The following is a 26,651-nucleotide window of genomic DNA, read 5'->3' on the forward strand; positions in this document are numbered from 1 at the left end:
AGCCAACTTAAATAAAAAGGGCACGGCGAACCGTGCCCGAAGAGAGATTAGAAGCGGAAGGTCGCGGTAGCAACAACCTGACGTCCTGCTCCCCAGTAGCAGGCATATTCGCTGTAGCAGCTGGAGACGTATTCGCGATCGAAGATGTTGTTCACGTTGACGCCGACAGAAGAGCCGGGAAGTCCAAAGCGTGCCAGATCGTATTTCACGGTGGCATCCGCCAGGGCATAGCCCGCGACGTTGAACGACTGGTAGGCTTTTGGCGACGAGGCAGAGTAATAGGACACGGTGTTACCAATGTAACGGGTGCCAGCCCCTACCGTCAGACCGCTCAACGCCGTCTCATGGAAGGTATAATCTGCCCACAGAGACGCCATATTGCGCGGCACTTCCGCCGGACGACGGCCTTCATACCAGGTATCGTGCGTGTATTTGGCATCAGTAAAGCTATAGGAAGCCGTCACGTTCACGTTGGCAGAGACGGCAGCTTTCGCTTCCAGTTCGAAACCGCGAGAGCGAATTTCACCGCCCTGCACGCTAAAGCCGCTGGTTGGATTCGCCGGATCGGCCGTCAGGTTGTTGTTTTTGGTTAACTGATAAACAGCAGCCGTGACCACAACAGGCAGATCTTTCGGTACGTACTTCACGCCCGCTTCATACTGCTTGCCGCGTGCAGGATCGAACGGTTTGCCGCCCTGAGTGGTACCTGAAATCGGTTCGAACGATTCGCTATAGCTGAAATAAGGCGTGATGCCGTTGTCGAACAGGTAGTTAATCCCGCCGCGCCACGTGAATGCCTGATCGTTGATTTCCGCGGTAGTACCGGTTGTACGCGTCAGTGCTGAGGTTTTCGCAAAGTCATAGCGGCCACCCATTGTGAGTACCCACTTATCCCATTCAGCCTGATCCTGCGCATAAAGGCCGGTTTGTTCCTGACGGTTGAGCACTTTGTAAAGGTAGTAAACGTCGACATTTGGATTGCCGTACGCAGGCTTCGTCATACTGATGGGATCGGCCGTGCCGTAGTCAGCATCAATATCATTACGCATGCGGAGGTAATCAACGCCCGTCAACAGGGTATGATCCACTGCACCCGTCGCGAATTTGGACTGAAGCTGAGTATCAACGGTAAACGAGTTGAGGTCCTCATCGGAGCGCACATACGCGCGGCTGATCTGAGCCGGTGCAATATAGCCGTTACCGTAGACGGAACGGTAAAGCGTATTGATTTTGGTGTAGCGCAGGTTTTGACGCACGGTAAAGGTGTCATCAAACTGATGCGAGAAGCTGTAACCCACCATTTTCTGACGACGGGAGATCTTGTTATCTTCTTCACCTTCGTTGAAATCGGTCGGCAGCTTGTGTGCTTTGCCGTTGGCATCGTAGTAAGGCACAACGGTACCTTCCCGCGGCAGCCAGCCGTAATAGCCTGCATCCGGATCGCTCTGGAAGTTGCTCAGGAAAGTAAAATCGGTTTTATCGTCAGGACGCCAGCTGAAAGCAGGTGCAATGGCGTAGCGGGAAGATTTCACCATCTCCTGCTGCGCATTTTCGCTGCGCCCCAGACCGGTCAGACGGTATGACCACACGCCGTCATCATCAATCGCATCGCTGAAATCAAACCCGGTCTGCCACAGGTTATCGGTACCCATTTTGAACTGAATTTCTTTCAGTGGCTCGGTGGTTGGGCGCTTGCTGACCATGCTGACCACGCCGCCCGGGTGGCTTTTACCGTACAGAACGGACGTTGGGCCACGCAGCAGCTCGACGCGCTCAAGGAAATACGGATCCATGGACGCTTCAGAATAGTTATCTCCCTGCAGCTTCATCCCGTCCAGATACTGGTTAGTATTCACGGTACTGGAGGTGGTGAACCCACGAATAGAAACAACGTCATACGTTGTTGACGCCCCGCGTGTTGCGAACACGCTCGGCGTATAGGCCAGCGCCTGTTTAACCGTCCCCGGCTGCTTCATGTCCATCTCTTCACGGGTGACGACAGAAATAGACTGCGGGGTTTTCTCAATCGGGGTATCGGTCTTGGTCGCGGTGGCGGTGCGTTTAGCCGCAATCGTGGGTGCCGGTCCCCAGGCACTTTCCTGTGCCGCAGGTGCTGCGGTTACCGTAATGGTTTCTTCTTTTTTCGGGGTTTCGGCAGCATGTGTATAAGCCGACATGCCGGCAACCGCTGTGGCGACGACGACCGCGATTTTACGCAGCGACGTATTGATTGGCTGAGCAGTATTGGAAAGCGCCATGGTGTATCTCTGATGGAAAAGTGAATGATAACGTAAACGAGAATTATTATTATGACCGCAGCATAATAGGCGAAACGCTGACTGCATAGCAAGCAGTAAGCGGCCCTACGAGAATTAAGGGTTTAAGAAATAACCAGGAGAGAACGAAGGGTTAATCAATATTAAAAAGAGGGTTAAAAAAAGGGGGGGAATGGGTAAAAAAATCCCCCCTTGCGGGGGGACCTCACGCGGTTAGTTACCGCCGAACATATCTTTAATCCAGCCTGCGACACCATCGCTGTCTTTCTTCTCGTTCTGCTGCTGCGGCTGTTGCTGCTGCGGCTGCTGTGGCTGAGAAGACTGCTCGAACGGGTTACCCGTTGGCTGTTCTGGCTGGCTTTGCTGGCACAGGGAATCCGGGTTGGTTGTCCAGACCGGCAGAGTACGCATTCCGCCGCCGCAGACGAAGTTACCGGAGCTGTCCACGCCCATATCGACGATATCTTCCGGCGCAACCAGGTTCAGCGGCACCGGGGACTGATTCGCCAGATAGCGCTGGTAAATCGACATCGCCCCGCTCGCGCCGTACAGCTTGGTCGGCTGGTTGTTGTCGCGGCCTACCCAGGTGATCACCACTTCACGACCATCAATACCGGCAAACCAGGTATCAACGTTGTTGTTGGTGGTCCCGGTTTTACCCGCCAGATGCAGGCCCGGATACTTCGCCCCCAGCTGACGGCCGGTACCGCGCTGCACCACCTGCTGCATCGTCCACAGCGTCATATAGGCCGCCTGCGCAGGAACGGCACGTTCCGCCTGCGGGAAGCTCTGATACAGCACGGAGCCATCTTCGGCAATCACCGAACGCAGGGCGGAGAGCGGCGCGCGGTTACCGCCGCTGGCGATCGTCTGGAACGCCTGCGCCACTTCGATCGGCGTCAGGTTGAGCGCCCCCAGGATCATCGCCGGTACCGGGTGCAGCTGATCTTTCGCCACGCCCAGCTTCTGCCAGGTATCGACAATCGCTGGCAGACCCAGCGACATGCCCAGGTTCACCGTCGGCACGTTCATGGAGCGCGTCAACGCATCCACCAGCATCACCTGACCGCTAAACTGCTTGTCGTCGTTCTGCGGTGACCACACCTGGCCGTTAGGCTGGCGCAGGGAGATCGGCGCATCCGCAATCCAGGTATTGAGACGATACTGGTTTGGCTGACTCAGGGCAGTGAGATAGGTTGCCGGTTTTGCCAGAGAGCCGATCGAGCGACGCGCCTGCATGGCACGGTTATAGCCAGCAAACTGCGGCTCGGCACCGCCCACCATCGCACGAACTTCGCCGGAGTTACGGTCAACCACCACCATCGCGGTTTCAAGATCGGAGAGCTTACGCTGTTTCTTCAGCGCCGGAATGCCTTCCACCGCCGCTTTTTCTGCCGCATCCTGCGCCACGGAGTCAAAGGTCGTAAAGATCTTCACGCCGGAGAGGTCTTTCACCTTATCGCCAAGCTTGCTCTGCAGCTCCTGACGCACCAGCTGCATAAACGCAGGCTGAGGCGAGATCACCCCGCCGCGCGGCTGCACGCCGAGCGGACGTGCGCTCAGCATGTCGTACAGCTCCTGGTCAATCACCTGCTGCTGTTGCAGCAGACGCAGAACGAGGTTACGACGCTCAAGGGCCAGTTTCGGGTTACGCCACGGGTTATAAATGGACGCCCCTTTCACCATGCCCACCAGCAGCGCCTGCTGATCCAGGCTCAACTCTTCGACCGGACGACCAAAGTAGTACAGGCTCGCCAGCGGGAAGCCGCGGATTTCGTTGTCGCCGCTCTGACCGAGGTACACCTCGTTCATATACAGCTCAAGGATACGATCCTTGCTGTAGCGTGCATCCATCAGCACGGCCATATACGCTTCGTTCGCTTTACGCCAGTAAGAGCGCTCGCTGGAGAGGAACAGGTTCTTCACCAGCTGCTGGGTCAGCGTACTTGCCCCCTGCACGGTACGGCCCGCGGTCAGGTTCGCCAGGACCGCACGGCCAATCGAGTAGAGGCTGATGCCGTCATGCTCGTAGAAGTGGCGGTCTTCGGTTGCCAGCAGGGTATCAACCAGCAGATCCGGGAAGCCGTTACGCGCCACGAACAGACGCTGTTCGCCGTTCGCCGACGAGAGCATGGTGATCAGACGGGGATCGAGACGGAAGAAACCGAACTGACGGTTGTTATCCATGTTCTCGATGGTATCCAGACGATCGCCGTCAAAGGTCAGACGCGCGCGCACCTGACCCTCTTTGCTGTCCGGGAAATCAAACGGACGGCGGATCATCTCAATGCTGTTGGCCTGCACGGTGAATTCGCCAGGGCGCGTCATTTTTGACACCTGACGATACTGGGTGGCTTCCAGCAGTTTTACCATTTCGTTTTTCGTGATGGACATATCTGGCTCAAGGTTCACCATGCGGCCATACACTGCCGCAGGTAACTGCCAGACTTTACCGTCGATACGGCTGCGGATCTTCTGATCCAGATAGACGCCGTAAATTGCCATCAGCACAACAAAAACAATAAAGAGCTTCAGCAGCAGCCAGAACCAGCCGCGTTTGCCCCGAGGCTTGCGCCCTTTGCCTTTCCCTTTACGCGGCATCGGTTCTTCATCCTCATCATCGTCTTCATAGTCATCGTCATAGTCCTCATCTCTGAGGCGACGACGGCTTACCTTTTCTTTCGCCGGACGCGTTGGTCTTCCCTTACGTCCTATTGGCTCGCGGTCATTCCCCGCCATGCTTTTTCTCCGCAACTTTCAGGCGCAAAGGCCCGATTCTCTTTTCTTCCACCGGTCTGTGAAAGAAGAAATCTCTCAAAATTAGTTCTCCCTCTCCCTGTGGGAGAGGGCCGGGGTGAGGGCATCAAGCCGCACATCCCTTTCAGGAATACTTCTTCGTCCGCTTCGTCGGCGCCGTATTCGCCGGATCGTCCGGCCAGACGTGTTTGGGGTACCGCCCTTTCATCTCTTTCTGCACGTCACGGTAGCTCCCCGCCCAGAACGCCCCCAGATCGCGAGTGATCTGCAAGGGTCGATGCGCGGGCGACAGCAGTTCAAGCACCAACGGCACGCGCCCTTCAGCGATAGACGGCGTGGTTGCCTCGCCAAACATCTCCTGCATTCGAACCGCCAGCGCCGGCGGATTATCCTCATGATAACGGATGGCAATCCGGCTTCCGGTCGGCACAGTGTAATGCCCTGGCAGTTCACTATCCAGACGTTGACGCAATGACCAGTCCAGTAAATTCTGTAACGCGACCTTAACATCAAGCGCTTTCAGCGCCCGCAGGGAGTGTACGCCGCTCATCTGCGGCAGTAGCCAGGCCTCCAGCGACGCGAGTAACGTTTCGTCATCCACCGCTGGCCAGGCGTACTCCGGCAACCAGCGAGCGGCGCAGTGCAGGCGAATGCGGTACTGTTCAGCCTCCGGCGTCCAGTTCAGCACGCTGAGCCCTTTTTCCCGAATGCCGTTCAGCATAGCCTGATGGAGCTCGTCTTCCGACGGCTTCGCCAGCGGCTTCGTTCCGAGTGTCAGTTTGCCAATCTGGCTACGACGAAACGCCTTCAGCGTGCCCTGGGCGTCATCCCACTCGACGATGTCCGATTGCTGGAGCAGATGCGGACAGGTACGGGTCAGGGCGTCAATATCGACGGCAATCGCTTGCAGGATACGCGCATCCGGGGAGTTGCTCCCCTGCAGCAGGAGCGGCGCAATCAGCCACTCATGACGCGTCAGGGCATCATCGCTGTCCAGCATCGCCCCCATACCGTTTGCCAGCTGGTAGCGACCGTCCAGCCCGCGCCGACGCGCAATCCGGTCCGGAAACGCCTGCGCTAACAGCCGGGAGATGCTCTCACTGTCTGGCACGCCGCCGCGGCTGTTAAGCCGCTTACAGAGCTGCTGCGCCCGCTGCTGCCAGTTCCCCTGATTGCGCGAAAACGCCTGCCCCAGATCGCTGCTGCCTCCGCGCGGCGGCTCCTCAAGGATAGCCGCCAGTTTGGCTGCCGTGGCAATCTCATCTTCCCCCTGCGCGGCCACCAGCATCGCGGCCAGACGCGGATCGTTGCCCAGTGCCGCCATTTTCTGGCCGCGTACCGTCAGACGTACGCCTTCCAGCGCACCAAGCTGGGTCAACAGGTTGCGCGCAGCGGTGAGGTTCACGGCTGGCGGGGAATCAAGCCAGGTAAGCTGTCCAGGCTCCGGGCAGCCCCACTGCAACAGATCCATTACCAGGCCAGACAAATCGCTTTGTAAAATTTCCGGTGTGCTTTGCTGCGCCGCGCGTTCCGCCTGCTCTGCGCTGGTCAAATGCAGGCAGATACCCGGCTCAAGTCGCCCCGCGCGGCCCGCGCGCTGCACCATTGATGCCTGGCTGATGCGCTGCGTCAGGAGTTTAGTCAGCCCGGTGCGCGGGTCAAAGCTTGCCACCCTCTCCTGCGCGCAATCGACCACCAGGCGAATACCTTCGATGGTCAAACTGGTTTCAGCAATATTGGTTGCCAGTACCACCTTGCGCTGTCCAACCGGGGCAGGAAGGATAGCTTTACGCTGCTCCTGCAGCGACAACGCGCCGTAGAGCGGGCAGAGCAGTACATCACCGCCTACGCGAGAGGAAAGCTGCTCCTGCACGCGCTGGATCTCCCCGACGCCCGGCAAAAACAGCAGCAGCGAGCCGGGTTCCTGACGCAGCAGTTCTGCGGTGGCAATGGCGACCGCTTCGTCAAAACGCTGATGGGAGGGAAGCGGTTGATAGCGGCGTTCAACAGGAAACGCCCGCCCTTCAGAGCTGATGACAGGCGCATCGGGTAGCGCCTGCCGTAGCCGCGCATTGTCCAGCGTGGCCGACATTATCAGCAGCCGGAGATCGTCACGCAGTCCCTGCTGAACGTCCAGCAACAGCGCGAGGGCCAGATCCGCCTGCAGGCTGCGCTCGTGAAATTCATCCAGGATCACCAGCCCGACGCCGGTCAGCTCCGGATCGTTTTGCAGCATGCGGGTGAGAATGCCCTCGGTGACCACCTCAAGGCGCGTTGTCGGACCCACGCAGGTCTCGGCGCGCATCCTGTACCCTACCGTTTCGCCCGGTTTTTCATTCAGCAGTTCCGCGAGGCGCTGCGCTACGTTGCGCGCGGCCAGCCTGCGCGGCTCCAGCAGGATAATTTTCCCGCTGATGTTCCCCTCTTTCAGAATCTGCAGCGGCAGCCAGGTGGACTTACCCGCCCCCGTCGGGGCATTCAGCAAAACCTGCGGGGAATGGCGTAAGGCAGCGAGAAGGTCAGGAAGAACAACGGCGACCGGCAATGAGGACACTAACAGCTCCAGAGGGTTAACATTCGTCGGCGTACATTGTAGCATCGGCGCATATCATTACCGAGTCCTCCGTATGCCTGAGTCGAAACGGCTGTTTTTTGCCATTGAATTGCCCACCCCCTTACAGCGTCAAATTGTTCGCTGGCGCGCTGACCACTTCTCGCCGGAGGCCGGTCGCCCTGTCGCGGCGGCCAACCTGCACCTGACGCTGGCCTTTTTGGGCGACGTCAGTGCCGAAAAACAGCGGGCGCTAGCCGCCCTGGCAGGGCGTATTGCCCAGCCGGAATTTACGCTGCACCTCGACGACGCGGGCCAGTGGCTGCGTTCGCGCGTGGTCTGGCTGGGTACGCGACAGCCTCCGCGCGGATTATTACAGCTGGCGAACATGCTGCGCGCGCAGGCGGCGCGCAGCGGCTGTTATCAAAGCCCACAGCCGTTTCATCCGCATATCACCCTGCTGCGCGATGCCGGTCAGGCCGTTGCCATCCCGCCGCCGGGTTTTCACTGGGCCTTTCAGGTCAACACATTCGCGCTTTATGAATCCGTCTTTATTCAGGGACGCACCCGCTATACGCCGCTACAGCGCTGGACGCTGGGCGACACCGAAAGGAATACTGATGAAGTTTAGTCCTCCCCTGCAGCACGCTACGCTTGTCCAACGCTACAAACGCTTCCTCGCCGATGTGATCACGCCAGAAGGCGAACAGCTCACCCTGCACTGCCCCAATACCGGTGCCATGACGGGCTGTGCGACGCCGGGTGACAGGGTCTGGTATTCCACATCAGAAAATACTAAACGCAAATATGCTCATACCTGGGAAATGACCGAAACCCAAAACGGGGCATTTATTTGCGTTAATACCCTGCGCGCCAATCAGTTAGTTAAGGAAGCGCTGACCCATGGCGTTATTCCCGAACTTGTTGGTTATGGCACGCATAAAAGCGAAGTGAAATATGGCGATGAAGGCAGCAGAATTGACTTCATGTTACAGGCGGAAGACAGGCCGGAGTGCTATATTGAAGTAAAATCAGTGACGTTAGCGGAACAGGAAAATGGCTACTTCCCGGATGCGGTAACGCTACGTGGTCAGAAGCATCTGCGAGAGCTAATGAGTGTTGCGGCGGCGGGCAAACGCGCCGTATTGCTGTTTGCGGTATTGCATTCAGCCATTGAACGTTTCTCCCCTGCCCGCCATATTGATCCTAAATACGCGCAATTGTTGAATGAGGCACAAAAGCAGGGGGTAGAGGTTTTCGCTTATAAAGCGGAACTTTCTGCCGATAATATGACTCTGAGATCCTCTCTTCCCATTGTCTTATAAGGGATTAGACGATTGACTATTAAGTGTTCTGGCCGCGTGCGCAAATACGCTTTTCCTCACAGGCTTGTCAAGTGTTACGTTTAGATAATTGCCATACGGAAAAGCATCTGCTATTTATAGCGACCTGATTTTTCCCCCAACACGGGGATCGATAGTGCGTGTTAAGGAGAAGCAACATGCAAGAAGGGCAAAACCGTAAAACATCGTCCCTGAGTATTCTCGCCATCGCTGGGGTGGAGCCGTATCAAGAGAAACCGGGCGAAGAGTATATGAACGAAGCCCAGCTGTCGCACTTCAAGCGTATTCTTGAAGCATGGCGTAATCAACTCAGGGATGAAGTCGATCGCACCGTTACTCATATGCAGGATGAAGCTGCTAACTTCCCGGATCCGGTAGACCGTGCCGCTCAGGAAGAAGAGTTCAGCCTCGAACTGCGTAACCGTGACCGCGAACGCAAACTGATCAAAAAGATCGAGAAAACGCTGAAAAAAGTCGAAGACGAAGATTTTGGCTACTGCGAATCCTGCGGTGTTGAAATTGGCATTCGTCGCCTGGAAGCGCGTCCAACCGCCGATCTGTGCATCGACTGCAAAACGCTGGCCGAAATCCGCGAAAAACAGATGGCCGGTTAACACCAGCGCTGTTTACACACTCCAAAGGCGGGAGTCTCTCCCGCCTTGTTACTGTTGATATGTCTGAATCACACTATATTGGGCGCTTCGCGCCATCTCCTTCCGGTGAATTACACTTCGGCTCATTAATTGCCGCGCTCGGCAGCTACCTGCAGGCTCGCGCCCGTCAGGGAAAATGGCTCGTCCGCATTGAAGATATTGACCCTCCGCGTGAAGTTCCCGGTGCAGCAGAGACGATTCTGCGTCAGCTGGAACATTACGGTCTTCACTGGGATGACGAGGTTCTGTGGCAGTCGACACGTCACGAGGCGTATCGGGAACGTCTGGCCTGGCTTCGCGCTCAGGGGCTTTCCTATAACTGCACCTGCACCCGCGCGCGTATCCAGAGCGCAGGCGGCGTCTATGACGGCCACTGCCGCACGTTGAACAACGGTCCTGAAAATGCCGCCGTGCGAATACTGCAGCGCTCACCGGTGACGCGCTTTCACGATTTACTCTCCGGTGAGATTCATGCCGATGAACGTCTGGCGCGTGAGGATTTTATTATTCACCGTCGCGATGGCCTGTTCGCCTACAACCTGGCCGTGGTGGTGGACGATCATTTCCAGGGCGTGACGGAAATTGTGCGCGGGGCGGATCTGGTCGAGCCCACCGTACGGCAAATCTCGCTGTATCACCAGTTTGGCTGGACGGCACCGGACTACATTCATCTGCCGCTGGCGGTTAATGCGCAGGGCTTAAAATTATCAAAGCAGAACCACGCCCCGGCCCTGCCAGACGGCGATCCGCGTCCTGTTTTGATCGACGCGCTGCGTTTTCTCAACCAGAATGTAACCAACGAATGGCAGGATCTGCGTATTGACGAACTGCTGAAAATGGCCATCGCCAACTGGACGCTCAGGGCTGTGCCAAAAATCCAGCATTCTCAAATGCGTTGCGCTGAGCTATGATTAGCCGCTTTTTTCATAACAAAACACACTACGAGGTGTACCATTTTTACCCGAGTCGCTAATTTTTGCCGTAAAGTGCTAAGCCGCGAAGAGAGCATGGCGAATGATGCTATTGCACAGCCACACATGTCGGTTATTCCGCGTGAGCAGCACTCTATTTCCCGCAAAGATATCAGTGAAAATGCCCTCAAGGTACTCTATCGTCTGAATAAAGCGGGCTACGAGGCCTATCTCGTCGGCGGTGGGGTGCGTGATTTACTGCTGGGCAAAAAACCGAAAGATTTCGACGTGACGACCAGCGCCACGCCTGAGCAGGTGCGCAAATTATTCCGCAACTGTCGTCTCGTTGGCCGCCGCTTCCGTCTGGCTCACGTGATGTTTGGGCCGGAAATTATCGAAGTGGCGACCTTCCGCGGCCACCACGAAGCGGGCGCATCCGATCGCACCACGTCGCAGCGCGGCCAGAACGGTATGCTGCTGCGCGACAACATCTTCGGCTCTATCGAAGAAGATGCCCAGCGTCGCGACTTCACCATCAATAGCCTCTATTACAGCGTGGCGGATTTCACCGTGCGCGATTACGTCGGCGGCATGCAGGACCTGAAAGAAGGTCTGATCCGCCTGATCGGCACGCCGGAAACGCGCTACCGTGAAGATCCCGTACGTATGCTGCGCGCCGTGCGTTTTGCCGCCAAGCTCAATATGCGCATCAGCCCGGAAACGGCCGAGCCGATCCCGCGTCTGGCGACGCTGATTAACGACGTGCCGCCTGCTCGCCTGTTCGAAGAAGCGCTGAAGCTGCTGCAGGCCGGCCACGGTTTTGAAACCTATAATCTTCTGCGCGAATACAACCTGTTCCAGCCGCTGTTCCCGACCATTACCCGCTACTTCACCGAAAACGGTGACAGCCCAATGGAGCGGATGATTGCGCAGGTGCTGAAGAATACCGATACCCGCATTCGCAACGACATGCGCGTGAACCCGGCGTTCCTGTTTGCCGCGATGTTCTGGTATCCGCTGCTGGAAACGGCCCAGCGCATTACCCAGGAGAGCGGGCTCGCCTATTACGATGCGTTCGCGCTGGCCGCCAACGACGTGCTGGACGAAGGCTGCCGCACGCTCGCCATTCCGAAACGTATTACCACTCTGGTGCGCGACATCTGGCAGCTTCAGCTGCGCATGTCACGTCGTCAGGGCAAACGCGCCTGGAAGCTGATGGAGCATCCTAAGTTCCGTGCCGCCTTCGATCTCCTGTCGCTGCGCGCTGAAATTGAACGCAACCAGGAGCTGCAGCGTCTGGCGCAGTGGTGGGCTGAATTCCAGGTCTCCGCCCCGCCAGAGCAGAAAGATATGCTGACCGGGCTGGATGAAGAGCCGGAACCGCGTCGCCGTCATCGTCGCCCGCGCAAACGCGCGCCGCGTCGTGAAGGGACAGCATGACCCTCGCGTATATCGCCATCGGCAGCAATTTAGCCTCACCGCTGGAGCAGGTGAATGCTGCCGTAGAGGCGCTGGGTGAGATCCCGCAAAGCCGCATCGTGGCGGTCTCCTCGTTCTATCGCACCCCGCCGCTGGGGCCGCAGGATCAGCCAGACTACCTCAACGCCGCCGTGGTTCTTGAGACTGAGCTGGATCCCGAAGCGCTGCTGGACAATACCCAGCGTATTGAGCTTCAACAGGGCCGCGTGCGCAAAGCTGAACGCTGGGGCCCCCGCACGCTCGACCTCGACATTATGCTGTTTGGTCACGAGACGATTAACACTGAACGTCTCACCGTTCCGCATTACGACATGAAAAATCGCGGGTTTATGCTCTGGCCACTGTATGAAGTTGCCCCTTCCCTTACCTTCCCTGACGGGCTCTCGCTAAAGGCCGTTCTCAATAGTCTCGGTGCGGAGAAACCCGCCCGCTGGTAAGGCTGTTTTTTTGGCGATTAACCATAAAATATTTATGGTTAATCGTTTACCTAAAATCATTGTTCCCTCGAATGTTACTGTTAGAATGCGCAAAGATTCGCTTTTGGGCTATCAGGAAACAGTATGAAACCAACCACCATCTCCTTACTGCAGAAATGCAAACAGGAAAAAAAACGCTTCGCCACCATCACCGCGTATGACTACAGCTTCGCCAAACTGTTTGCCGAAGAGGGGATCAACGTCATGCTGGTCGGGGACTCGTTAGGGATGACGGTACAAGGACATGATTCCACCCTGCCGGTAACGGTTGAGGATATCGCTTACCATACCCGCGCCGTGCGCCGTGGCGCCCCAGCCTGCCTGCTGCTTTCCGATCTGCCGTTTATGGCCTATGCCACGCCGGAACAGGCATTCGAAAACGCGGCGGCAGTGATGCGTGCCGGTGCCAATATGGTCAAAATTGAAGGCGGCGCCTGGCTTGTGGATACGGTGAAGAGGCTCACCGAGCGCGCCGTGCCGGTGTGCGGGCATTTAGGCCTGACGCCGCAGTCCGTCAATATCTTTGGCGGCTATAAGGTGCAGGGCCGTGGCGATGCCGCCCAGACGCTGCTGGATGATGCCCTGGCGCTGGAAGCCGCAGGTGCCCAGCTGCTGGTGCTGGAGTGCGTGCCGGTTGAGCTGGCGAAACGCATCACCGACGCGCTGTCCATTCCGGTGATTGGTATTGGTGCAGGCAACGTCACCGACGGTCAGATTCTGGTGATGCACGACGCCTTCGGTATCACCGGCGGACACATCCCGAAATTTGCCAAAAATTTCCTCGCCGAAGCGGGCGACATGCGCGCTGCGGTCAGGCAGTATATTGCCGACGTTGAATCCGGTGTTTACCCGGGTGAAGAACACAGTTTCCATTAAGGAGTCTCGTTGTGCTAATCATTGAAACCCTGCCGCTGCTTCGCCAGCATATCCGCCGCGCGCGACAGGAAGGTAAACGTATCGCACTGGTCCCGACCATGGGCAATCTGCATGACGGCCACATGAAGCTCGTCGACGAAGCCCGTGCACGGGCAGATATCGTGGTGGTCAGTATCTTCGTGAACCCCATGCAGTTTGACCGCGCAGACGATCTGGCACGCTACCCGCGTACCCTGCAGGAAGATTGCGAGAAGCTCAAAAAACGCCACGCGGATATCGTTTTCTCACCTGCACCGGCGGATGTTTACCCGCAGGGTACCGAAGAGGCAACCTACGTTGACGTCCCGGGCATTTCCACCATGCTCGAAGGCGCGAGCCGCCCGGGCCATTTCCGCGGCGTTTCCACCATCGTCAGCAAGCTGTTCAACCTGGTACAGCCGGACGTAGCCTGCTTTGGCGAGAAAGATTTCCAGCAGCTGGCGCTGATCCGCAAGATGGTTGCGGATATGGGTTACGATATCGAGATTGTCGGCGTACCGATTGTACGCGCCAAAGACGGTCTGGCACTCAGCTCGCGAAATGGCTACCTGACTGCCGAACAGCGTAAAATCGCGCCGGGCTTAAGCAAGGTCATGAACACCATGGCAGAGCAGATGCTGGCAAAAGAGTTAACAGCAGAAGAGATTATCGCCCTTGCCGAGCAGGCGCTTAACGATAAAGGCCTTCGTGCTGACGACGTACAAATTCGTGATGCTGATACGCTGCTGGAATTAACCCAGAACAGCAAGCGCGCAGTCATCCTGGTGGCGGCCTGGCTAGGTCAGGCGCGTCTGATCGACAATAAAGTGGTTGAGCTGGCGTAGTTCCCTTCACCCCTGATAATGATAGGTAAACGTAATGATTCGCAAAATGCTGCAAGGTAAGCTTCACCGTGTGAAAGTCACGCAGGCCGACCTGCACTATGAAGGCTCCTGCGCCATTGATCAGGATTTCCTTGATGCAGCAGGTATCCTCGAAAACGAAGCGATTGATATCTGGAACGTGAACAACGGCAAACGCTTCTCTACCTACGCGATTGCCGCCGAGCGCGGGTCCAAAATCATCTCCGTTAACGGCGCAGCCGCGCACTGCGCGGACGTGGGTGATATCGTGATCATCGCCAGCTTCGTGATGATGTCTGACGAAGAAGCGCGCCGCTGGCAGCCTAAAGTCGCCTACTTCGAAGGCGACAATGAAATGAAGCGCACCGCAAAGGCGATTCCGGTTCAGGTTGCATAAGCACTACCCCTGCGGCTGATTGCTGATCAGCCGCGACATCGTCTCCAGCGAATCCGTTCTTAAGATGTACAGGCGTTTCAGTAAGAACGGATTATCCCCCGGCTTCACCTTTCCTTTCACCGTCGTCACCGCCAAATGGAAACCGGCATCATTCGCCGCCTTTATCGCTTTATTGTCGTAGCCGCCGAAGGGGTAAGAGACATACAGCACGCGCGGGTTAAACTGCGCCAGCGCGCGACGCGAGCGTTCAAAATCAAACAAAATCACGTGATAGCTGCGGCTCAGTAAAATCGGATGCTTATTGGCATCCACGCGGTGCAGGAAGTGGGTATGAGACTGAATATCGAACACATCCTGAATCCCCTTAATCTCCTGCACGCTCATAAACTGCAGGGATTTAGGATCCCACTTCTGCGGATGGCCTTTTATGCGGGAAGAGATAATAAACGCGGTAGCCTTGAAGCCGTACTCTTTTAGCACAGGATAAGCATAGCGGCTGACAGATTTCAGGCCATCGTCAAAGGTTATCACCACCGATTTCGCAGGCAGGTTCATTTTGTTACGCACGTACCCTTCCAGCTGGTACATCGTCAGGGTGGTATAGCCCTGATCGCGAAGCCATGCCATCTGGTTATTGAACGCACGTACGCTGGTCGTCGTGGACGTATGTCGAAAGCGCGTGTTTTCTTCATCGCGCAAAATATGATGGTAGGTCAGAACAGGAAGGCCGTTATCTTCCTGCGCATCCAGGCTGCTGATCCACGCCAGACGATTACCGATGCGGATCTGAAACCAGGTCTGGTTTAAACGGTCTTTAAGTTTGTTCAGGATCGGATAGCGAAGATTGGCGCTTAAGGTGCCGAAGGGTGCGCTGCCGTTGTTCGGGGCGTTATAAACGGGCGTGTCTTTCCACGTTATCAGGTTTTGATTGCTCAGCGGTTTATTCAAATCCCCCAGGCCATCCTCGACGCGCTGTTTGCCCTGAACCGGCTCCAGATGCCCCTTGTCGATAAAGCCCGTGCCAAATCCGAAGCGAAATTCATAGTAGTCCGCCGCCGCAGGCACCACCGCGAGGATCTGCCCTGCCCGCACGTTGCCAACGTTAATGACGCTGTTGCCGATCTGCGCCCAAATCGCCGCATCTTCGGTGGTTTGCATATATTGAGCAGGCAGTCTTTGCTGACTTAATAAACTGGCAGAAACAGTGCCGGACACGAACATCAATAGCAGGAAAACAATACGCGTGGACATGAGGGTCTTATTCGAAGCGGAAATACTTACGCCATTGTAGCAAAAGCGACATCAATACCAATGTTTAATTCTTATACAGGTCATGCAGCAGGACAAAGGGAGGATTTTTTTGCTGTTGATGCCACAAGCTGCTGACGCCCGGGGTACCCAGCGAAACGATAGCGTTACGGAACGCTGCGCTGGTTAAGGTCTCGCGATGGGGATACATCATTTCAAGCAGTGGAAAGCTAATACCGGAGATCACCTCGCAGCAGTCGTGCTTATGGCTCATCAGGGCCGCAGCACGGTACGGCGCCGCGCCGGATTTATCGGTAAGAAAAATCACGCCGTCTCCGGTGTCGGTTTCATGAAGGGCATCGCACATCATCCGGCCAAGCATGTTGGTACTCAAGCCGCGCCAGTAGTTAACCGCGCGACACTGTGGCAGCGGACCAAACCTGGCTTCCAGCTTCAGCAGCATGTCCTGCGCCCGTTCATCGTGGCAGGTGATAACCCATCCCAGCATAACTCTCTCCTTAGCAGGCAAGTAGTTTAGCGGAGTGAAGGTTAGCTTTCGGTGATAACTGTCAAAGAAAGTGCCCGGCAGACAGAATGTCGCCGGGCTGAGGGCTAGCTGCGCAGACCGCGTCCGCGCTGGATCAGATACCAGCACAGCAGGTAGAAGACGATGATGAACACCACCAGCACCGCCACCGTGGTAAACAGCGGCACATCGGTGATGCCGAGGAAGCCAAAGCGGAAACCGCTGATCATGTAGACGATCGGGTTCAGGTGCGACAGCGCCTGCCAGAACGGTGGCAGCAGCGTCAGGGAGTAGAACACCCCGCCGAGATAGGTCAGCGGCGTCAGCACGAAGGTCGGGATCAGGCTGATGTCGTCAAACGTTTTGGCAAACACGGCGTTCAGCAGACCGGCCAGCGAGAAGAGGATCGCCGTCAGGAGCAGGGTCAGGGCCACGAAAAGCCAGGAGTGCACCTGGAACGGCACGAAGAACAGCGAAATGGCCGTCACCAGGATCCCAACACACAGACCGCGCGCCACGCCGCCACCGACGTAACCGGCAATGATCACATGCGTTGGCACCGGTGCCACCAGCAGCTCCTCAATATTGCGCTGGAACTTGGCGCTAAAGAAGGACGACGCCACGTTGGCATAGGCGTTGGTGATCACCGCCATCATGATCAGGCCAGGCACGATAAACTGCATATAGGTAAAGCCGTGCATCTCACCAATCCGGGAACCAATCAGGTTACCGAAGATGATGAAATAGAGCGTCATCGTGATGACTGGCGGCACCAGGGTTTGCACCCAGATGCGCATAAAACGGTTAATCTCTTTCGCCCAGATACTTTTCAGCGCGACCCAGTAAAGATGCGTCATGCCTTGTCTCCTTGTTTATCCTGCACCAGAGAGACAAACAGCTCTTCCAGTCGGTTCGCTTTGTTACGCATACTTAAAACCTGAATACCCTGCGCGCTCAGCTGGGAGAACACGCTGTTAATCCCCTGCTCGCGCAGCACTTCCACTTCCAGCGTCGAGGTATCCACCAGACGATACTGGTACCCTTCAAGCTTCGGTAGCGGGCTCTTTGCCGCCAGATCGAGAATAAAGGTTTCTGATTTCAGCTTGGAGAGCAGGTTCTTCATCGAGGTGTTTTCCACCAGCTCGCCGTGCTGAATGATGCCGATGTTGCGGCACAGCATTTCCGCCTCTTCCAGGTAGTGGGTAGTCAGAATGATGGTGGTGCCTTTGTCATTGAGGTCTTTCAGGAAGCCCCACATGGAGCGGCGCAGCTCAATGTCTACGCCCGCCGTCGGCTCATCGAGGATCAGCAGCTTTGGCTCGTGCATCAGCGCACGGGCAATCATCAGGCGGCGCTTCATCCCGCCGGATAACATCCGGGCGCGTTCGTTACGCTTTTCCCACAGATCGAGCTGCTTGAGGTATTTTTCGCTCCGCTCCAGGGCCTCTTTACGCTCAACGCCGTAATAACCCGCCTGGTTAACGACGATCTGCTGCACCGTCTCAAACGGGTTGAAGTTGAATTCCTGCGGGACCAGACCCAGCTGGCGCTTGGCGTTGACCACATCTTTTTGCAGGTCGTATCCGAACACGCTGACGCGGCCGGAGGTTTTGTTCACCAGCGAGCTAATGATGCCGATGGTAGTCGATTTCCCCGCCCCGTTCGGCCCCAGAAGCGCGTAAAAATCACCGGCCTCTACTTTAAGATCTATTCCGCGCAGCGCCTGAACGCCGCCCGGATAGGTTTTTTTAAGCTGCTCAAGCTCCAGTGCAATTGCCATGAAATTAACTTACCTTCAGTTCTGACACACGTTGTGTGGTTTCATTAAAAGTCGGGTTACCCTATAGTAGCGCAACGCAATTACTCGGTTACAGGTCGCTAACCTCCATGAACAACATAGATACACTCATCAGCAACAATGCACTATGGTCAAAAATGCTGGTGGAGGAAGACCCCGGATTTTTTGGAAAACTCGCGCAGGCGCAAAACCCACGCTTTCTCTGGATTGGATGCTCCGACAGCCGCGTACCGGCGGAGCGCCTGACCGGCCTCGAGCCCGGCGAACTGTTTGTTCACCGCAACGTTGCCAACCTGGTGATTCACACCGATCTCAACTGTCTTTCTGTTGTTCAGTATGCCGTTGACGTTCTGCAAGTCGAGCACATCATCATCTGCGGCCACTACGGCTGCGGCGGCGTGCAGGCGGCGGTTGAAAACACGGAGCTGGGGCTCATTGATAACTGGCTGCTCCACATCCGCGATATCTGGTTCAAACATAGCTCACTGCTAGGCGAAATGCCGCAGGAGCGCCGCATGGATACCCTGTGCGAACTCAACGTGATGGAGCAGGTGTATAACCTGGGCCACTCAACGATCATGCAATCGGCGTGGAAGCGCGGGCAGAAGGTCTCGATCCACGGCTGGGCGTACGGTATTCACGATGGTCTGCTGCGCAACCTTGAAGTGACCGCCACCAACCGCGAAACGCTGGAGCAGCGTTACCGTTCAGGAATTGCCAACCTTCAGCTTAAGCACGTAAACCATAAATAAACAAAGCCGGGTGGCGGCTGCGCCTTACCCGGCCTACATGTGCCCATTCGTAGGCCCGGTAAGCGCAGCGCCACCGGGCAACAAACCGCAATTACTCGTCCAGCAATACCACTTTCCCAACATACGGCAGATGACGATAACGCTGTGCGTAGTCAATACCGTAACCGACGACGAACTCGTCCGGGATAGAGAAACCGACGAACTCCACCGGCACCTGCACTTCACGGCGGTCAGGCTTATCCAGCAGGGTGCAAATCGCCAGCGATTTTGGCTCACGCAGGCTCAGGATCTCGCGCACTTTTGACAGCGTGTTGCCGGAGTCGATGATGTCCTCAACGATCAACACATCTTTGCCACGAATATCTTCATCCAGATCTTTCAGGATTTTCACATCACGGGTGGTGGACATGCCGCTGCCGTAGCTGGAGGCGGTCATAAAATCGACCTCATGGGGCACATGCACCTCACGGCACAGGTCTGCCATGAACATGAAAGAGCCGCGCAACAGACCGACCAGCACCATTTCGCTGCCGCTGTCCTTGTAATGTTCGGTGATTTGACGACCCAGTTCGGCGATACGCGCTTTGATCTCGGCTTCCGGGATCATCACTTCAACAGTATGTTTCATATTACTAACCAAATGATTTTAATGAAAATCTCTCAATACGGATGAGTTAATATCCAGCACTGATACGCAAGCCAGCCATTATATCAGCAAATGGATAACCCTGGCGTATGAGTTATAAAAAGCAAATATTGTGATTCCGATCACACTTGTTAATACCTATAATTAGTTGCTAGCAAATTATTAACAAAAACTGACGAGTACACTTTCTATGGCTGAAACAAACTCTAAACAGCCGCGTCTACTGGTGACATTAACAGCGCTATTCGCCGCCTTCTGCGGCCTGTACCTGTTAATCGGTGGCGTCTGGCTGGTCGCGATCGGCGGCTCCTGGTACTACCCGATTGCGGGCCTGGTTATGCTTGGCGTAACCGTCCTGCTCTGGCGTAGAAAACAATCTGCACTGTGGCTGTATGCCGCACTCCTTCTTGCCACCATGATCTGGGGCGTCTGGGAAGTCGGCTTTGACTTCTGGGCGCTGACGCCGCGCAGTGACATCCTGGTCTTCTTCGGCATCTGGCTGATCCTGCCGTTCGTCTGGCGTCGCCTGATCGTGCCGTCCAGCGGTGCGGTCGCGGCGCTGGTGGTAGCGTTGTTAATCAGCGGCGGTATCCTGACCTGGGCTGGCTTCAACGATCCGCAGGAGATCAACGGTACGCTGAACGCAGAATCGACGCCTGCGGCGGCGATCTCTCAGGTTGCTGACGGCGACTGGCCTGCCTATGGCCGCAACCAGGAAGGTCAGCGCTACTCTCCGCTGAAGCAGATCAACGCGGACAACGTTAAAAACCTGAAAGAAGCCTGGGTGTTCCGTACCGGCGATCTGAAGATGCCGAACGATCCGGGTGAACTGACCAACGAAGTGACGCCAATTAAAGTCGGCGATATGCTTTATCTCTGTACGGCGCACCAGCGTCTGTTCGCGCTCGACGCGGCCACCGGTAAAGAGAAATGGCACTTCGATCCGCAGCTGAACTCCAACCCGTCCTTCCAGCACGTGACCTGCCGTGGCGTCTCTTATCACGAAGCGCGCCCGGATAATGCGAGCCCGGAAGTCATTGCCGACTGTCCTCGCCGCATCATGCTGCCGGTGAACGATGGTCGTCTGTTCGCCATCAATGCCGAAACGGGCAAGCTGTGCGAAACCTTTGCCAACAAAGGTATCCTGAATCTGCAGACCAATATGCCGGACACCACGCCGGGTCTGTATGAGCCGACCTCCCCGCCCATCATCACCGATAAAACCATCGTGATTGCCGGTTCGGTAACGGATAACTTCTCCACCCGTGAAACCTCCGGCGTTATCCGTGGTTTCGACGTGAATACCGGTAAACTGCTGTGGGCCTTCGACCCGGGCGCGAAAGATCCGAATGCGATCCCGTCGGACGAACACACCTTTACCTTTAACTCGCCAAACTCCTGGGCACCTGCAGCGTATGACGCGAAGCTGGACCTGGTCTACCTGCCGATGGGCGTTACTACGCCAGATATCTGGGGCGGTAACCGCACGCCGGAGCAGGAACGTTATGCCAGCGCTATCGTGGCATTGAACGCGACCACCGGTAAGCTGGCCTGGAGCTACCAGACCGTTCACCACGATCTGTGGGATATGGATATGCCGTCCCAGCCGACGCTGGCGGACATCACCGTTAACGGTAAAACCGTTCCGGTGATTTACGCCCCGGCGAAAACCGGCAACATCTTCGTGCTGGATCGCAGCAACGGCAAGCTGGTTGTGCCTGCACCGGAAAAACCGGTTCCGCAGGGTGCGGCGAAAGGCGATTACGTCAGCAAAACCCAGCCGTTCTCCGATCTGAGCTTCCGTCCGAAGAAAGACCTCAGCGGGGCAGACATGTGGGGTGCCACGATGTTTGACCAGCTGGTGTGCCGCGTGATGTTCCATCAGCTGCGCTATGAAGGCATCTTCACGCCGCCTTCTGAGCAGGGCACGCTGGTCTTCCCGGGTAACCTGGGGATGTTCGAGTGGGGTGGGATCTCTGTTGACCCTAACCGTCAGGTCGCGATTGCCAACCCAATGGCGCTGCCGTTCGTTTCCCGTCTGATCCCACGCGGTCCTGGCAACCCAATGGAGCAGCCAAAAGACGCGAAAGGCAGCGGTACCGAAGCCGGTATTCAGCCGCAGTATGGCGTACCGTTCGGCGTAACGCTGAATCCGTTCCTGTCGCCGTTCGGTCTGCCGTGTAAACAGCCTGCCTGGGGTTATATCTCCGGTCTGGATCTGAAAACTAACCAGATCGTATGGAAAAAACGTATTGGTACGCCACAGGACAGCATGCCGTTCCCAATGCCGGTTCCGGTGCCGTTCAATATGGGTATGCCAATGCTGGGTGGCCCAATCTCCACCGCCGGTAACGTGCTGTTCATCGCGGCAACCGCAGATAACTACCTGCGCGCGTACAACATGACCAACGGTGAAAAACTGTGGCAAGGCCGTCTGCCAGCGGGTGGCCAGGCCACGCCGATGACCTATGAAGTGAATGGCAAGCAGTACGTTGTCATCTCCGCTGGCGGTCACGGTTCGTTTGGCACGAAGATGGGCGACTATATTGTCGCGTATGCGTTGCCTGACGAAAACAAGTAACTGAAAAGCCCGGTGGCGCTTACGCTTACCGGGCCTATGGATACGCTATGTAGGCCGGGTAAGGCGAAGCCGCCACCCGGCTTTTTTTATACGGTAAAGCCCAGCATCATCCCCGTATCTTCATGCTCCAGCAGATGGCAGTGCGCCATATAGGCAAACTCCTTCGGCGCATCGTGGTCAAACTTCACCAGCACCTCGCTGACGCCGCCTTCCACCTTCACCGTATCCTTCCAGCCCGCGCGATGCGCGTCCGGGGCTTTGCCGTTCTCAGAGAGAATGCGGAACTGCGTGCCGTGGATGTGGAACGGGTGCAGCATCATGTCCCCTTCACCTGAAATCACCCAGCGCTCAAACTGCCCTTTTGTCGCTGCAAACATCGGCGTGTTCATGTCGAACGCTTTACCGTTGATCATATTGGCGTTATGGAAATCAAAGCCATGGTCGCCGTGATTCATGTTACCCATGCCGCCCATTTTGCCGTGGTCCATATTCATGTGGCCCATCATCTGCCCGTGATGCATCCCCGCCATCGCCTTATCACCATATTTCGCCATCAGCGCCTGCATGCCCATCATATCGAGCATCGGGTTCATGGAGAGCTGCAGTTTGCGTTGCGTAAGCCCATCAAGCGACGGAAGGGCCGGCAGAGTGGTTAACGTATCAGGCAGCGTGCCGGAAGCGGTCACCTGTAACGGCTGAATACGCAGCACCGGATGCAGCTTGTCAAACGGCGCGACCGCCATCCCCATCTGACTAACCGGCAGGGTCACGAGGTCAAACGCCTTGCCGTCGCTGATATCCACCAGCACCTCAAAACGTTCCCCCATCAGCATCGGCAGTTCGTTGACCTTCACCGGCTCAGGCAGCAGCCCGCCGTCGCTGGCGACCACGTACAGCGGACGCTTATCGCTGGTGGCGAAGTTGAGGGAACGCGCGTTACAGCCGTTAAGCAGGCGCAGGCGCAGCCAGCCCTTCGGCGCGGCGTGCTGAGGATAAATGGCGCCGTTGGTCAGAAGCGTGTCGCCAAACCAGCCGACCGCCGCGCTCATCACGTCCAGCTGGTAGTCAATTTGCCCGTCAGCGGTGAATTTCTTGTCCTGCACAATCACCGGCACATCGTCGATGCCCCACTGCTTCGGCAGGCGCAGCAGGCGGCTTTCGTCGTCTTCAATCAGCACCAACCCCGCCAGCCCCATCGCTACCTGATGGCCCGTTTTGCCATGCTGATGCGGATGGAACCAGCAGGTCGCCGCGCGCTGGTTGGGCGTAAAGGTGACGCTGCGCGTGCCGCCCGCTTTGATGATGCCCTGCGGCCCGCCGTCTACCTCGCCCGGCACTTCCAGTCCGTGCCAGTGCACCGTCGTCTCTTCAGCAAGCGTATTGTGGATATCCACCGTCACCGCTTTACCTTTGCGCAGCTGTAGCGCAGGACCGAGAAGATTGCCGTTATAGCCCCAGGTTGTCGCGTTGTGCGCACCGAACAGCGTGTTACCGGACTGAACGACAAGCTGGATACGGCTGCGGGCGTCAGCGGTCAGCAAATCAGGGATGGGTAAGGCAGGCCTGTCAGCCGCGAAAACCGCACGGCTCCAGAGGGGTAAGGCGCTGGCAGCCCCCAGCGCCACGGAATATTTTAAAAAATCACGACGTTGCATGTTCATTTCCTTATTTCCAGCAGGCGATCTTTTGAGCATAAACCCTCCCCTTACCGGAAGGTCAAGTAAAGCGGCAATAATAAAGATCGTCGCACTGGCATCAAGTATGCTAACGTTAATTTTCCGTGAAGAAGTGGTAGAAGCAATGAAGACGTTTTTCAGGACAATTTTGTTCGGTAGCCTGATGGCAATGTGTGCGAACAGCTATGCGCTCAGTGAAAATGAAGCGGAAGATATGGCCGATTTAACGGCGGTTTTTGTATTCCTGAAAAATGATTGTGGCTACCAGAATTTACCCAACGGGCAAATTCGCCGCGCGCTGGTCTTTTTTGCCCAGCAGAACCAGTGGGATCTCAGCAACTACGACAGCTTTGACATGAAGGCGCTCGGCGAAGACAGCTACCGTGACCTAAGCGGTATTGGCATTCCCACGGCTAAAAAATGCAAAGCGCTGGCTCGCGATTCGCTCAGCCTGCTAGCCTACGTCAAATAACCTTCCCGACGCCTCCTGTTAAACCTATGGCCGTGCAACCACGGTTAGAGTTAGCTATCATGTTTCGCTCATTTTTTGTGAGCGTAACGGATGTTAACAAAGGAGGAGTCCGCGTATGGCCGACCACACGTTGTGGCATGAAACACTGCATGACCAGTTTGGTCAGTACTTTGCCGTTGATAACGTGCTCTATCATGAAAAAACCGATCACCAGGATCTCATCATCTTCGAGAATGCTGCCTTTGGCCGCGTGATGGCGCTGGACGGCGTCGTGCAAACGACCGAGCGAGATGAGTTTATCTATCATGAGATGATGACCCACGTCCCGCTGCTGGCGCACGGCCACGCGAAGCATGTCCTGATTATCGGCGGTGGCGACGGCGCAATGCTGCGTGAAGTTTCCCGCCATCGTTCCATTGAAACCATCACCATGGTGGAAATCGATGCGGGCGTCGTCTCGTTCTGCCGCCAGTACCTGCCCAACCACAATGCCGGTAGCTATGACGATCCGCGTTTTAATCTGGTGATTGATGACGGGGTTAACTTTGTTAACCAGACAACCCAGACCTTTGACGTCATTATCTCCGACTGCACCGATCCTATCGGCCCTGGCGCGTCGCTGTTTACCTCCTCGTTCTACGAAGGCTGCAAGCGTTGCCTGAACCCGGGCGGGATCTTCGTCGCCCAAAACGGCGTCTGCTTCCTGCAACAGGATGAAGCGCTGGATAGCCATCGCAAGCTCAGCACCTATTTCGAGGATGTCAGCTTCTATCAGGCGGCCATTCCGACGTACTACGGTGGGATCATGACCTTTGCCTGGGCGACGGATAACGACGTATTACGTCATCTTTCCACCGAAATTATTCAGGCCCGCTTCCATCAGGCCGGTCTTCAGTGCCGATACTACAATCCGGCTATTCATACCGCAGCGTTTGCTCTGCCGCAGTACCTGCATGACGCATTATCCACTAAGGGGGTGAGCTAATTGAAAAAGCTTAAACTGCATGGCTTTAACAATCTGACCAAAAGCCTGAGTTTTTGTATTTACGATATCTGCTATGCCAAAACAGCGGAAGAACGCGATGGTTACATCGCCTATATCGACGAACTCTACAACGCCAACCGTCTGACCGAGATCCTGTCAGAAACCTGTTCCATTATCGGCGCCAACATTCTGAATATTGCCCGACAGGATTATGAACCCCAGGGCGCCAGCGTGACCATACTGGTCAGCGAAGAGCCGGTCGATCCGAAGCTTATCGACAAAACGGAACATCCGGGCCCGCTGCCGGAAGTAGTGGTTGCTCACCTGGATAAAAGCCATATCTGCGTCCATACCTACCCGGAGAGTCACCCGGAAGGCGGGCTGTGTACGTTCCGCGCCGATATTGAAGTGTCGACCTGCGGCGTGATTTCCCCGCTGAACGCACTGAACTATCTCATCCACCAGCTGGAATCGGATATCGTCACGATTGATTACCGCGTGCGCGGTTTTACCCGTGACGTCAACGGCATGAAGCACTTCATCGACCACGAGATCAACTCTATTCAGAACTTTATGTCCGAGGACATGAAGTCGCTGTACGACATGATGGACGTGAACGTGTATCAGGAAAACATCTTCCATACCAAGATGTTACTTAAGGAGTTCGACCTTAAGCACTATATGTTCCACACGAAGCCGGAAGATTTGAGCGAAGAAGAGCGTAAGGCGATTACTGACCTGCTCTGGAAAGAGATGCGCGAGATCTACTACGGCCGCAACATTCCGGCCGTGTAAGTGTTGCCCGGAGCAGGGATGCTTCGGGAAATTACCGCTGTTTCATGAACTCGCGGTAGGCATTCACCACCTGAAGGAAGTCTTCTACGCCGCACAGCGACAGGCTTTCTTCGTCATAGTAGCTCATCCCCTCTTCCATCTCGTCGCCTGAAAACTCGAGCTGGTTGGCACGCACCATGACCTCTTCACCGTCCATCCACAGCGTGTATTCGTGCCCGGCGCGTTGCCAGGAGCGCTCACTGCCTTTCACCGTCTTTGCCGCCTGTTCAACCTCATCAAGAAGGGAGAGATTTTCTTTCACCTCTTCGTTAAACCAGTGTCCAACGGCTTCGTGGCCCATCGACATACGCACTTTCACCACTCCGGTGATGTCGCGCAGAAATTCGTAATCCATAGTGTTTTCCTCTGCAAAGCCATTAAGGTAATTATCGCAGCAGCGAGGAAGAAAAAAAGCGTGGGAGGTGGGAGGAATGAAAATAAAAAACCCACCGTAGTTGCGATGGGTTTTGTAGGCCCGGTTAGCGTAGCGCCACCGGGCAATGGGTCAGGTGCGGTCTGGTGCCCTCACCCCC

The 26,651-nt window shown here is 56.2% G+C and carries 24 protein-coding genes; 14 read left to right on the top strand and 10 right to left on the bottom strand.

From position 1 onward, the window contains the following. Window positions 1–47: 47 nt before the first annotated feature. The 3 genes from fhuA to hrpB all read right to left on the bottom strand — a co-directional run bounded on the left by fhuA (window position 48) and on the right by hrpB (window position 7,587). Complete coding sequence (fhuA, locus tag LLF79_RS18290) at window positions 48–2,258, bottom strand: ferrichrome porin FhuA (RefSeq protein WP_021240495.1); 2,211 nt, start codon at window positions 2,256–2,258, stop codon at window positions 48–50. Between the two features lie 231 nt (window positions 2,259–2,489). Beyond that, window positions 2,490–5,015, bottom strand: a complete 2,526-nt coding sequence (mrcB, locus tag LLF79_RS18295) for a bifunctional glycosyl transferase/transpeptidase (protein WP_008501930.1) — start codon at window positions 5,013–5,015, stop codon at window positions 2,490–2,492. Between the two features lie 142 nt (window positions 5,016–5,157). Further along, window positions 5,158–7,587: an ATP-dependent helicase HrpB gene (gene hrpB, locus LLF79_RS18300; protein WP_227880110.1), complete on the bottom strand. Its 2,430-nt coding sequence runs from the start codon at window positions 7,585–7,587 to the stop codon at window positions 5,158–5,160. Window positions 7,588–7,660: 73 nt separating this feature from the next. Here hrpB and thpR point away from each other — a divergent pair, with 73 nt between their 5' ends. The 9 genes from thpR (at window position 7,661) to panD (ending at window position 14,600) form a co-directional block, all read left to right on the top strand. Then, a complete protein-coding gene (gene thpR, locus LLF79_RS18305; RefSeq protein WP_227880112.1) occupies window positions 7,661–8,215 on the top strand; it encodes an RNA 2',3'-cyclic phosphodiesterase in 555 nt (184 codons plus the stop codon). Continuing rightward, window positions 8,205–8,909, top strand: coding sequence for a DNA/RNA nuclease SfsA (gene sfsA, locus LLF79_RS18310; protein WP_021240498.1), 705 nt, complete (start codon window positions 8,205–8,207; stop codon window positions 8,907–8,909). Before thpR ends, sfsA begins: the two co-directional genes overlap by 11 nt. 176 nt (window positions 8,910–9,085) lie before the next feature. Next, on the top strand, window positions 9,086–9,541 hold the full coding sequence (gene dksA / locus LLF79_RS18315; RefSeq protein ID WP_001155232.1) for an RNA polymerase-binding protein DksA: 456 nt from the start codon (window positions 9,086–9,088) through the stop codon (window positions 9,539–9,541). Window positions 9,542–9,600: 59 nt separating this feature from the next. Then, the gene (gluQRS, locus tag LLF79_RS18320) at window positions 9,601–10,491 is read left to right on the top strand and encodes a tRNA glutamyl-Q(34) synthetase GluQRS (RefSeq protein WP_008501938.1); all 891 of its coding nucleotides are present in this window, start codon (window positions 9,601–9,603) and stop codon (window positions 10,489–10,491) included. Between the two features lie 42 nt (window positions 10,492–10,533). Further along, window positions 10,534–11,931, top strand: coding sequence for a polynucleotide adenylyltransferase PcnB (pcnB, locus tag LLF79_RS18325; protein ID WP_072203850.1), 1,398 nt, complete (start codon window positions 10,534–10,536; stop codon window positions 11,929–11,931). Then, window positions 11,928–12,407, top strand: coding sequence for a 2-amino-4-hydroxy-6-hydroxymethyldihydropteridine diphosphokinase (folK, locus tag LLF79_RS18330; protein WP_059358737.1), 480 nt, complete (start codon window positions 11,928–11,930; stop codon window positions 12,405–12,407). The genes pcnB and folK overlap by 4 nt, the downstream gene beginning before the upstream one ends. Before the next feature lie 123 nt (window positions 12,408–12,530). Then, complete coding sequence (gene panB / locus LLF79_RS18335; RefSeq protein ID WP_023293249.1) at window positions 12,531–13,322, top strand: 3-methyl-2-oxobutanoate hydroxymethyltransferase; 792 nt, start codon at window positions 12,531–12,533, stop codon at window positions 13,320–13,322. Window positions 13,323–13,333: 11 nt separating this feature from the next. After that, on the top strand, window positions 13,334–14,185 hold the full coding sequence (gene panC / locus LLF79_RS18340) for a pantoate--beta-alanine ligase (protein WP_008501942.1): 852 nt from the start codon (window positions 13,334–13,336) through the stop codon (window positions 14,183–14,185). A gap of 34 nt (window positions 14,186–14,219) precedes the next feature. Next, entirely contained in the window at window positions 14,220–14,600 is a 381-nt protein-coding gene (gene panD, locus LLF79_RS18345; protein WP_003856284.1) for an aspartate 1-decarboxylase, read from the top strand. 3 nt (window positions 14,601–14,603) lie between these two features. On the opposite strand, the gene LLF79_RS18350 is transcribed toward panD, so the two are convergent. The 4 genes from LLF79_RS18350 to LLF79_RS18365 form a co-directional block, all read right to left on the bottom strand. Beyond that, window positions 14,604–15,851, bottom strand: coding sequence for a polysaccharide deacetylase family protein (locus LLF79_RS18350; RefSeq protein ID WP_227880114.1), 1,248 nt, complete (start codon window positions 15,849–15,851; stop codon window positions 14,604–14,606). 64 nt (window positions 15,852–15,915) lie between these two features. Next, on the bottom strand, window positions 15,916–16,356 hold the full coding sequence (locus tag LLF79_RS18355) for a PTS sugar transporter subunit IIA (protein ID WP_008501944.1): 441 nt from the start codon (window positions 16,354–16,356) through the stop codon (window positions 15,916–15,918). A gap of 104 nt (window positions 16,357–16,460) precedes the next feature. Beyond that, window positions 16,461–17,231 carry an ABC transporter permease gene (locus LLF79_RS18360; protein ID WP_008501945.1) on the bottom strand — a complete coding sequence of 257 codons (771 nt, stop codon included), beginning with the start codon at window positions 17,229–17,231 and terminating at the stop codon, window positions 16,461–16,463. After that, window positions 17,228–18,154 carry an ABC transporter ATP-binding protein gene (locus tag LLF79_RS18365; protein ID WP_008501946.1) on the bottom strand — a complete coding sequence of 309 codons (927 nt, stop codon included), beginning with the start codon at window positions 18,152–18,154 and terminating at the stop codon, window positions 17,228–17,230. The genes LLF79_RS18360 and LLF79_RS18365 overlap by 4 nt, the downstream gene beginning before the upstream one ends. Window positions 18,155–18,261: 107 nt before the next feature. Here LLF79_RS18365 and can point away from each other — a divergent pair, with 107 nt between their 5' ends. Beyond that, complete coding sequence (can, locus tag LLF79_RS18370; protein WP_008501947.1) at window positions 18,262–18,924, top strand: carbonate dehydratase; 663 nt, start codon at window positions 18,262–18,264, stop codon at window positions 18,922–18,924. 91 nt (window positions 18,925–19,015) lie between these two features. Here the strand turns inward: can and hpt are convergent, their stop codons facing one another. Then, window positions 19,016–19,552, bottom strand: coding sequence for a hypoxanthine phosphoribosyltransferase (gene hpt, locus LLF79_RS18375; RefSeq protein ID WP_008501948.1), 537 nt, complete (start codon window positions 19,550–19,552; stop codon window positions 19,016–19,018). A 208-nt stretch (window positions 19,553–19,760) separates the two neighbouring features. On the opposite strand from hpt, the gene LLF79_RS18380 reads away from it, so the two are divergent. Next, window positions 19,761–22,151 (top strand): glucose/quinate/shikimate family membrane-bound PQQ-dependent dehydrogenase, encoded by a 2,391-nt coding sequence (locus tag LLF79_RS18380; RefSeq protein WP_023293268.1) that lies wholly within the window; start codon window positions 19,761–19,763, stop codon window positions 22,149–22,151. Between the two features lie 86 nt (window positions 22,152–22,237). Here LLF79_RS18380 and cueO read toward each other — a convergent pair whose 3' ends face one another. Next, on the bottom strand, window positions 22,238–23,806 hold the full coding sequence (cueO, locus tag LLF79_RS18385; protein WP_227880116.1) for a multicopper oxidase CueO: 1,569 nt from the start codon (window positions 23,804–23,806) through the stop codon (window positions 22,238–22,240). A 145-nt stretch (window positions 23,807–23,951) separates the two neighbouring features. On the opposite strand from cueO, the gene LLF79_RS18390 reads away from it, so the two are divergent. From LLF79_RS18390 to speD, 3 genes are all read left to right on the top strand, one after another. Next, entirely contained in the window at window positions 23,952–24,299 is a 348-nt protein-coding gene (locus LLF79_RS18390; protein WP_014882582.1) for a YacC family pilotin-like protein, read from the top strand. A 115-nt stretch (window positions 24,300–24,414) separates the two neighbouring features. After that, a complete protein-coding gene (speE, locus tag LLF79_RS18395; protein ID WP_047745503.1) occupies window positions 24,415–25,284 on the top strand; it encodes a polyamine aminopropyltransferase in 870 nt (289 codons plus the stop codon). Next, a complete protein-coding gene (gene speD / locus LLF79_RS18400; RefSeq protein ID WP_008501953.1) occupies window positions 25,285–26,079 on the top strand; it encodes an adenosylmethionine decarboxylase in 795 nt (264 codons plus the stop codon). Between the two features lie 31 nt (window positions 26,080–26,110). Here the strand turns inward: speD and yacL are convergent, their stop codons facing one another. Next, complete coding sequence (yacL, locus tag LLF79_RS18405; RefSeq protein ID WP_008501954.1) at window positions 26,111–26,473, bottom strand: protein YacL; 363 nt, start codon at window positions 26,471–26,473, stop codon at window positions 26,111–26,113. Window positions 26,474–26,651: the final 178 nt, after the last annotated feature.

Source organism: Enterobacter cloacae complex sp. 2021EL-01169 (assembly GCF_020733125.1).
GTDB classification, from domain to species: domain Bacteria; phylum Pseudomonadota; class Gammaproteobacteria; order Enterobacterales; family Enterobacteriaceae; genus Enterobacter; species Enterobacter roggenkampii.

What these genes read in the sequence shown, in the direction of transcription:
- fhuA (WP_021240495.1), bottom strand. Translation starts at nt 2,258, where the DNA reads ATGGCGCTTTCCAATACTGCTCAGCCAATCAATACGTCGCTGCGTAAA.
- mrcB (WP_008501930.1), bottom strand. Translation starts at nt 5,015, where the DNA reads ATGGCGGGGAATGACCGCGAGCCAATAGGACGTAAGGGAAGACCAACG.
- thpR (WP_227880112.1), top strand. Translation starts at nt 7,661, where the DNA reads ATGCCTGAGTCGAAACGGCTGTTTTTTGCCATTGAATTGCCCACCCCC.
- sfsA (WP_021240498.1), top strand. Translation starts at nt 8,205, where the DNA reads ATGAAGTTTAGTCCTCCCCTGCAGCACGCTACGCTTGTCCAACGCTAC.
- dksA (WP_001155232.1), top strand. Translation starts at nt 9,086, where the DNA reads ATGCAAGAAGGGCAAAACCGTAAAACATCGTCCCTGAGTATTCTCGCC.
- gluQRS (WP_008501938.1), top strand. Translation starts at nt 9,601, where the DNA reads ATGTCTGAATCACACTATATTGGGCGCTTCGCGCCATCTCCTTCCGGT.
- folK (WP_059358737.1), top strand. Translation starts at nt 11,928, where the DNA reads ATGACCCTCGCGTATATCGCCATCGGCAGCAATTTAGCCTCACCGCTG.
- panB (WP_023293249.1), top strand. Translation starts at nt 12,531, where the DNA reads ATGAAACCAACCACCATCTCCTTACTGCAGAAATGCAAACAGGAAAAA.
- panD (WP_003856284.1), top strand. Translation starts at nt 14,220, where the DNA reads ATGATTCGCAAAATGCTGCAAGGTAAGCTTCACCGTGTGAAAGTCACG.
- LLF79_RS18350 (WP_227880114.1), bottom strand. Translation starts at nt 15,851, where the DNA reads ATGTCCACGCGTATTGTTTTCCTGCTATTGATGTTCGTGTCCGGCACT.
- LLF79_RS18355 (WP_008501944.1), bottom strand. Translation starts at nt 16,356, where the DNA reads ATGCTGGGATGGGTTATCACCTGCCACGATGAACGGGCGCAGGACATG.
- LLF79_RS18360 (WP_008501945.1), bottom strand. Translation starts at nt 17,231, where the DNA reads ATGACGCATCTTTACTGGGTCGCGCTGAAAAGTATCTGGGCGAAAGAG.
- LLF79_RS18365 (WP_008501946.1), bottom strand. Translation starts at nt 18,154, where the DNA reads ATGGCAATTGCACTGGAGCTTGAGCAGCTTAAAAAAACCTATCCGGGC.
- can (WP_008501947.1), top strand. Translation starts at nt 18,262, where the DNA reads ATGAACAACATAGATACACTCATCAGCAACAATGCACTATGGTCAAAA.
- hpt (WP_008501948.1), bottom strand. Translation starts at nt 19,552, where the DNA reads ATGAAACATACTGTTGAAGTGATGATCCCGGAAGCCGAGATCAAAGCG.
- LLF79_RS18380 (WP_023293268.1), top strand. Translation starts at nt 19,761, where the DNA reads ATGGCTGAAACAAACTCTAAACAGCCGCGTCTACTGGTGACATTAACA.
- cueO (WP_227880116.1), bottom strand. Translation starts at nt 23,806, where the DNA reads ATGCAACGTCGTGATTTTTTAAAATATTCCGTGGCGCTGGGGGCTGCC.
- LLF79_RS18390 (WP_014882582.1), top strand. Translation starts at nt 23,952, where the DNA reads ATGAAGACGTTTTTCAGGACAATTTTGTTCGGTAGCCTGATGGCAATG.
- speE (WP_047745503.1), top strand. Translation starts at nt 24,415, where the DNA reads ATGGCCGACCACACGTTGTGGCATGAAACACTGCATGACCAGTTTGGT.
- yacL (WP_008501954.1), bottom strand. Translation starts at nt 26,473, where the DNA reads ATGGATTACGAATTTCTGCGCGACATCACCGGAGTGGTGAAAGTGCGT.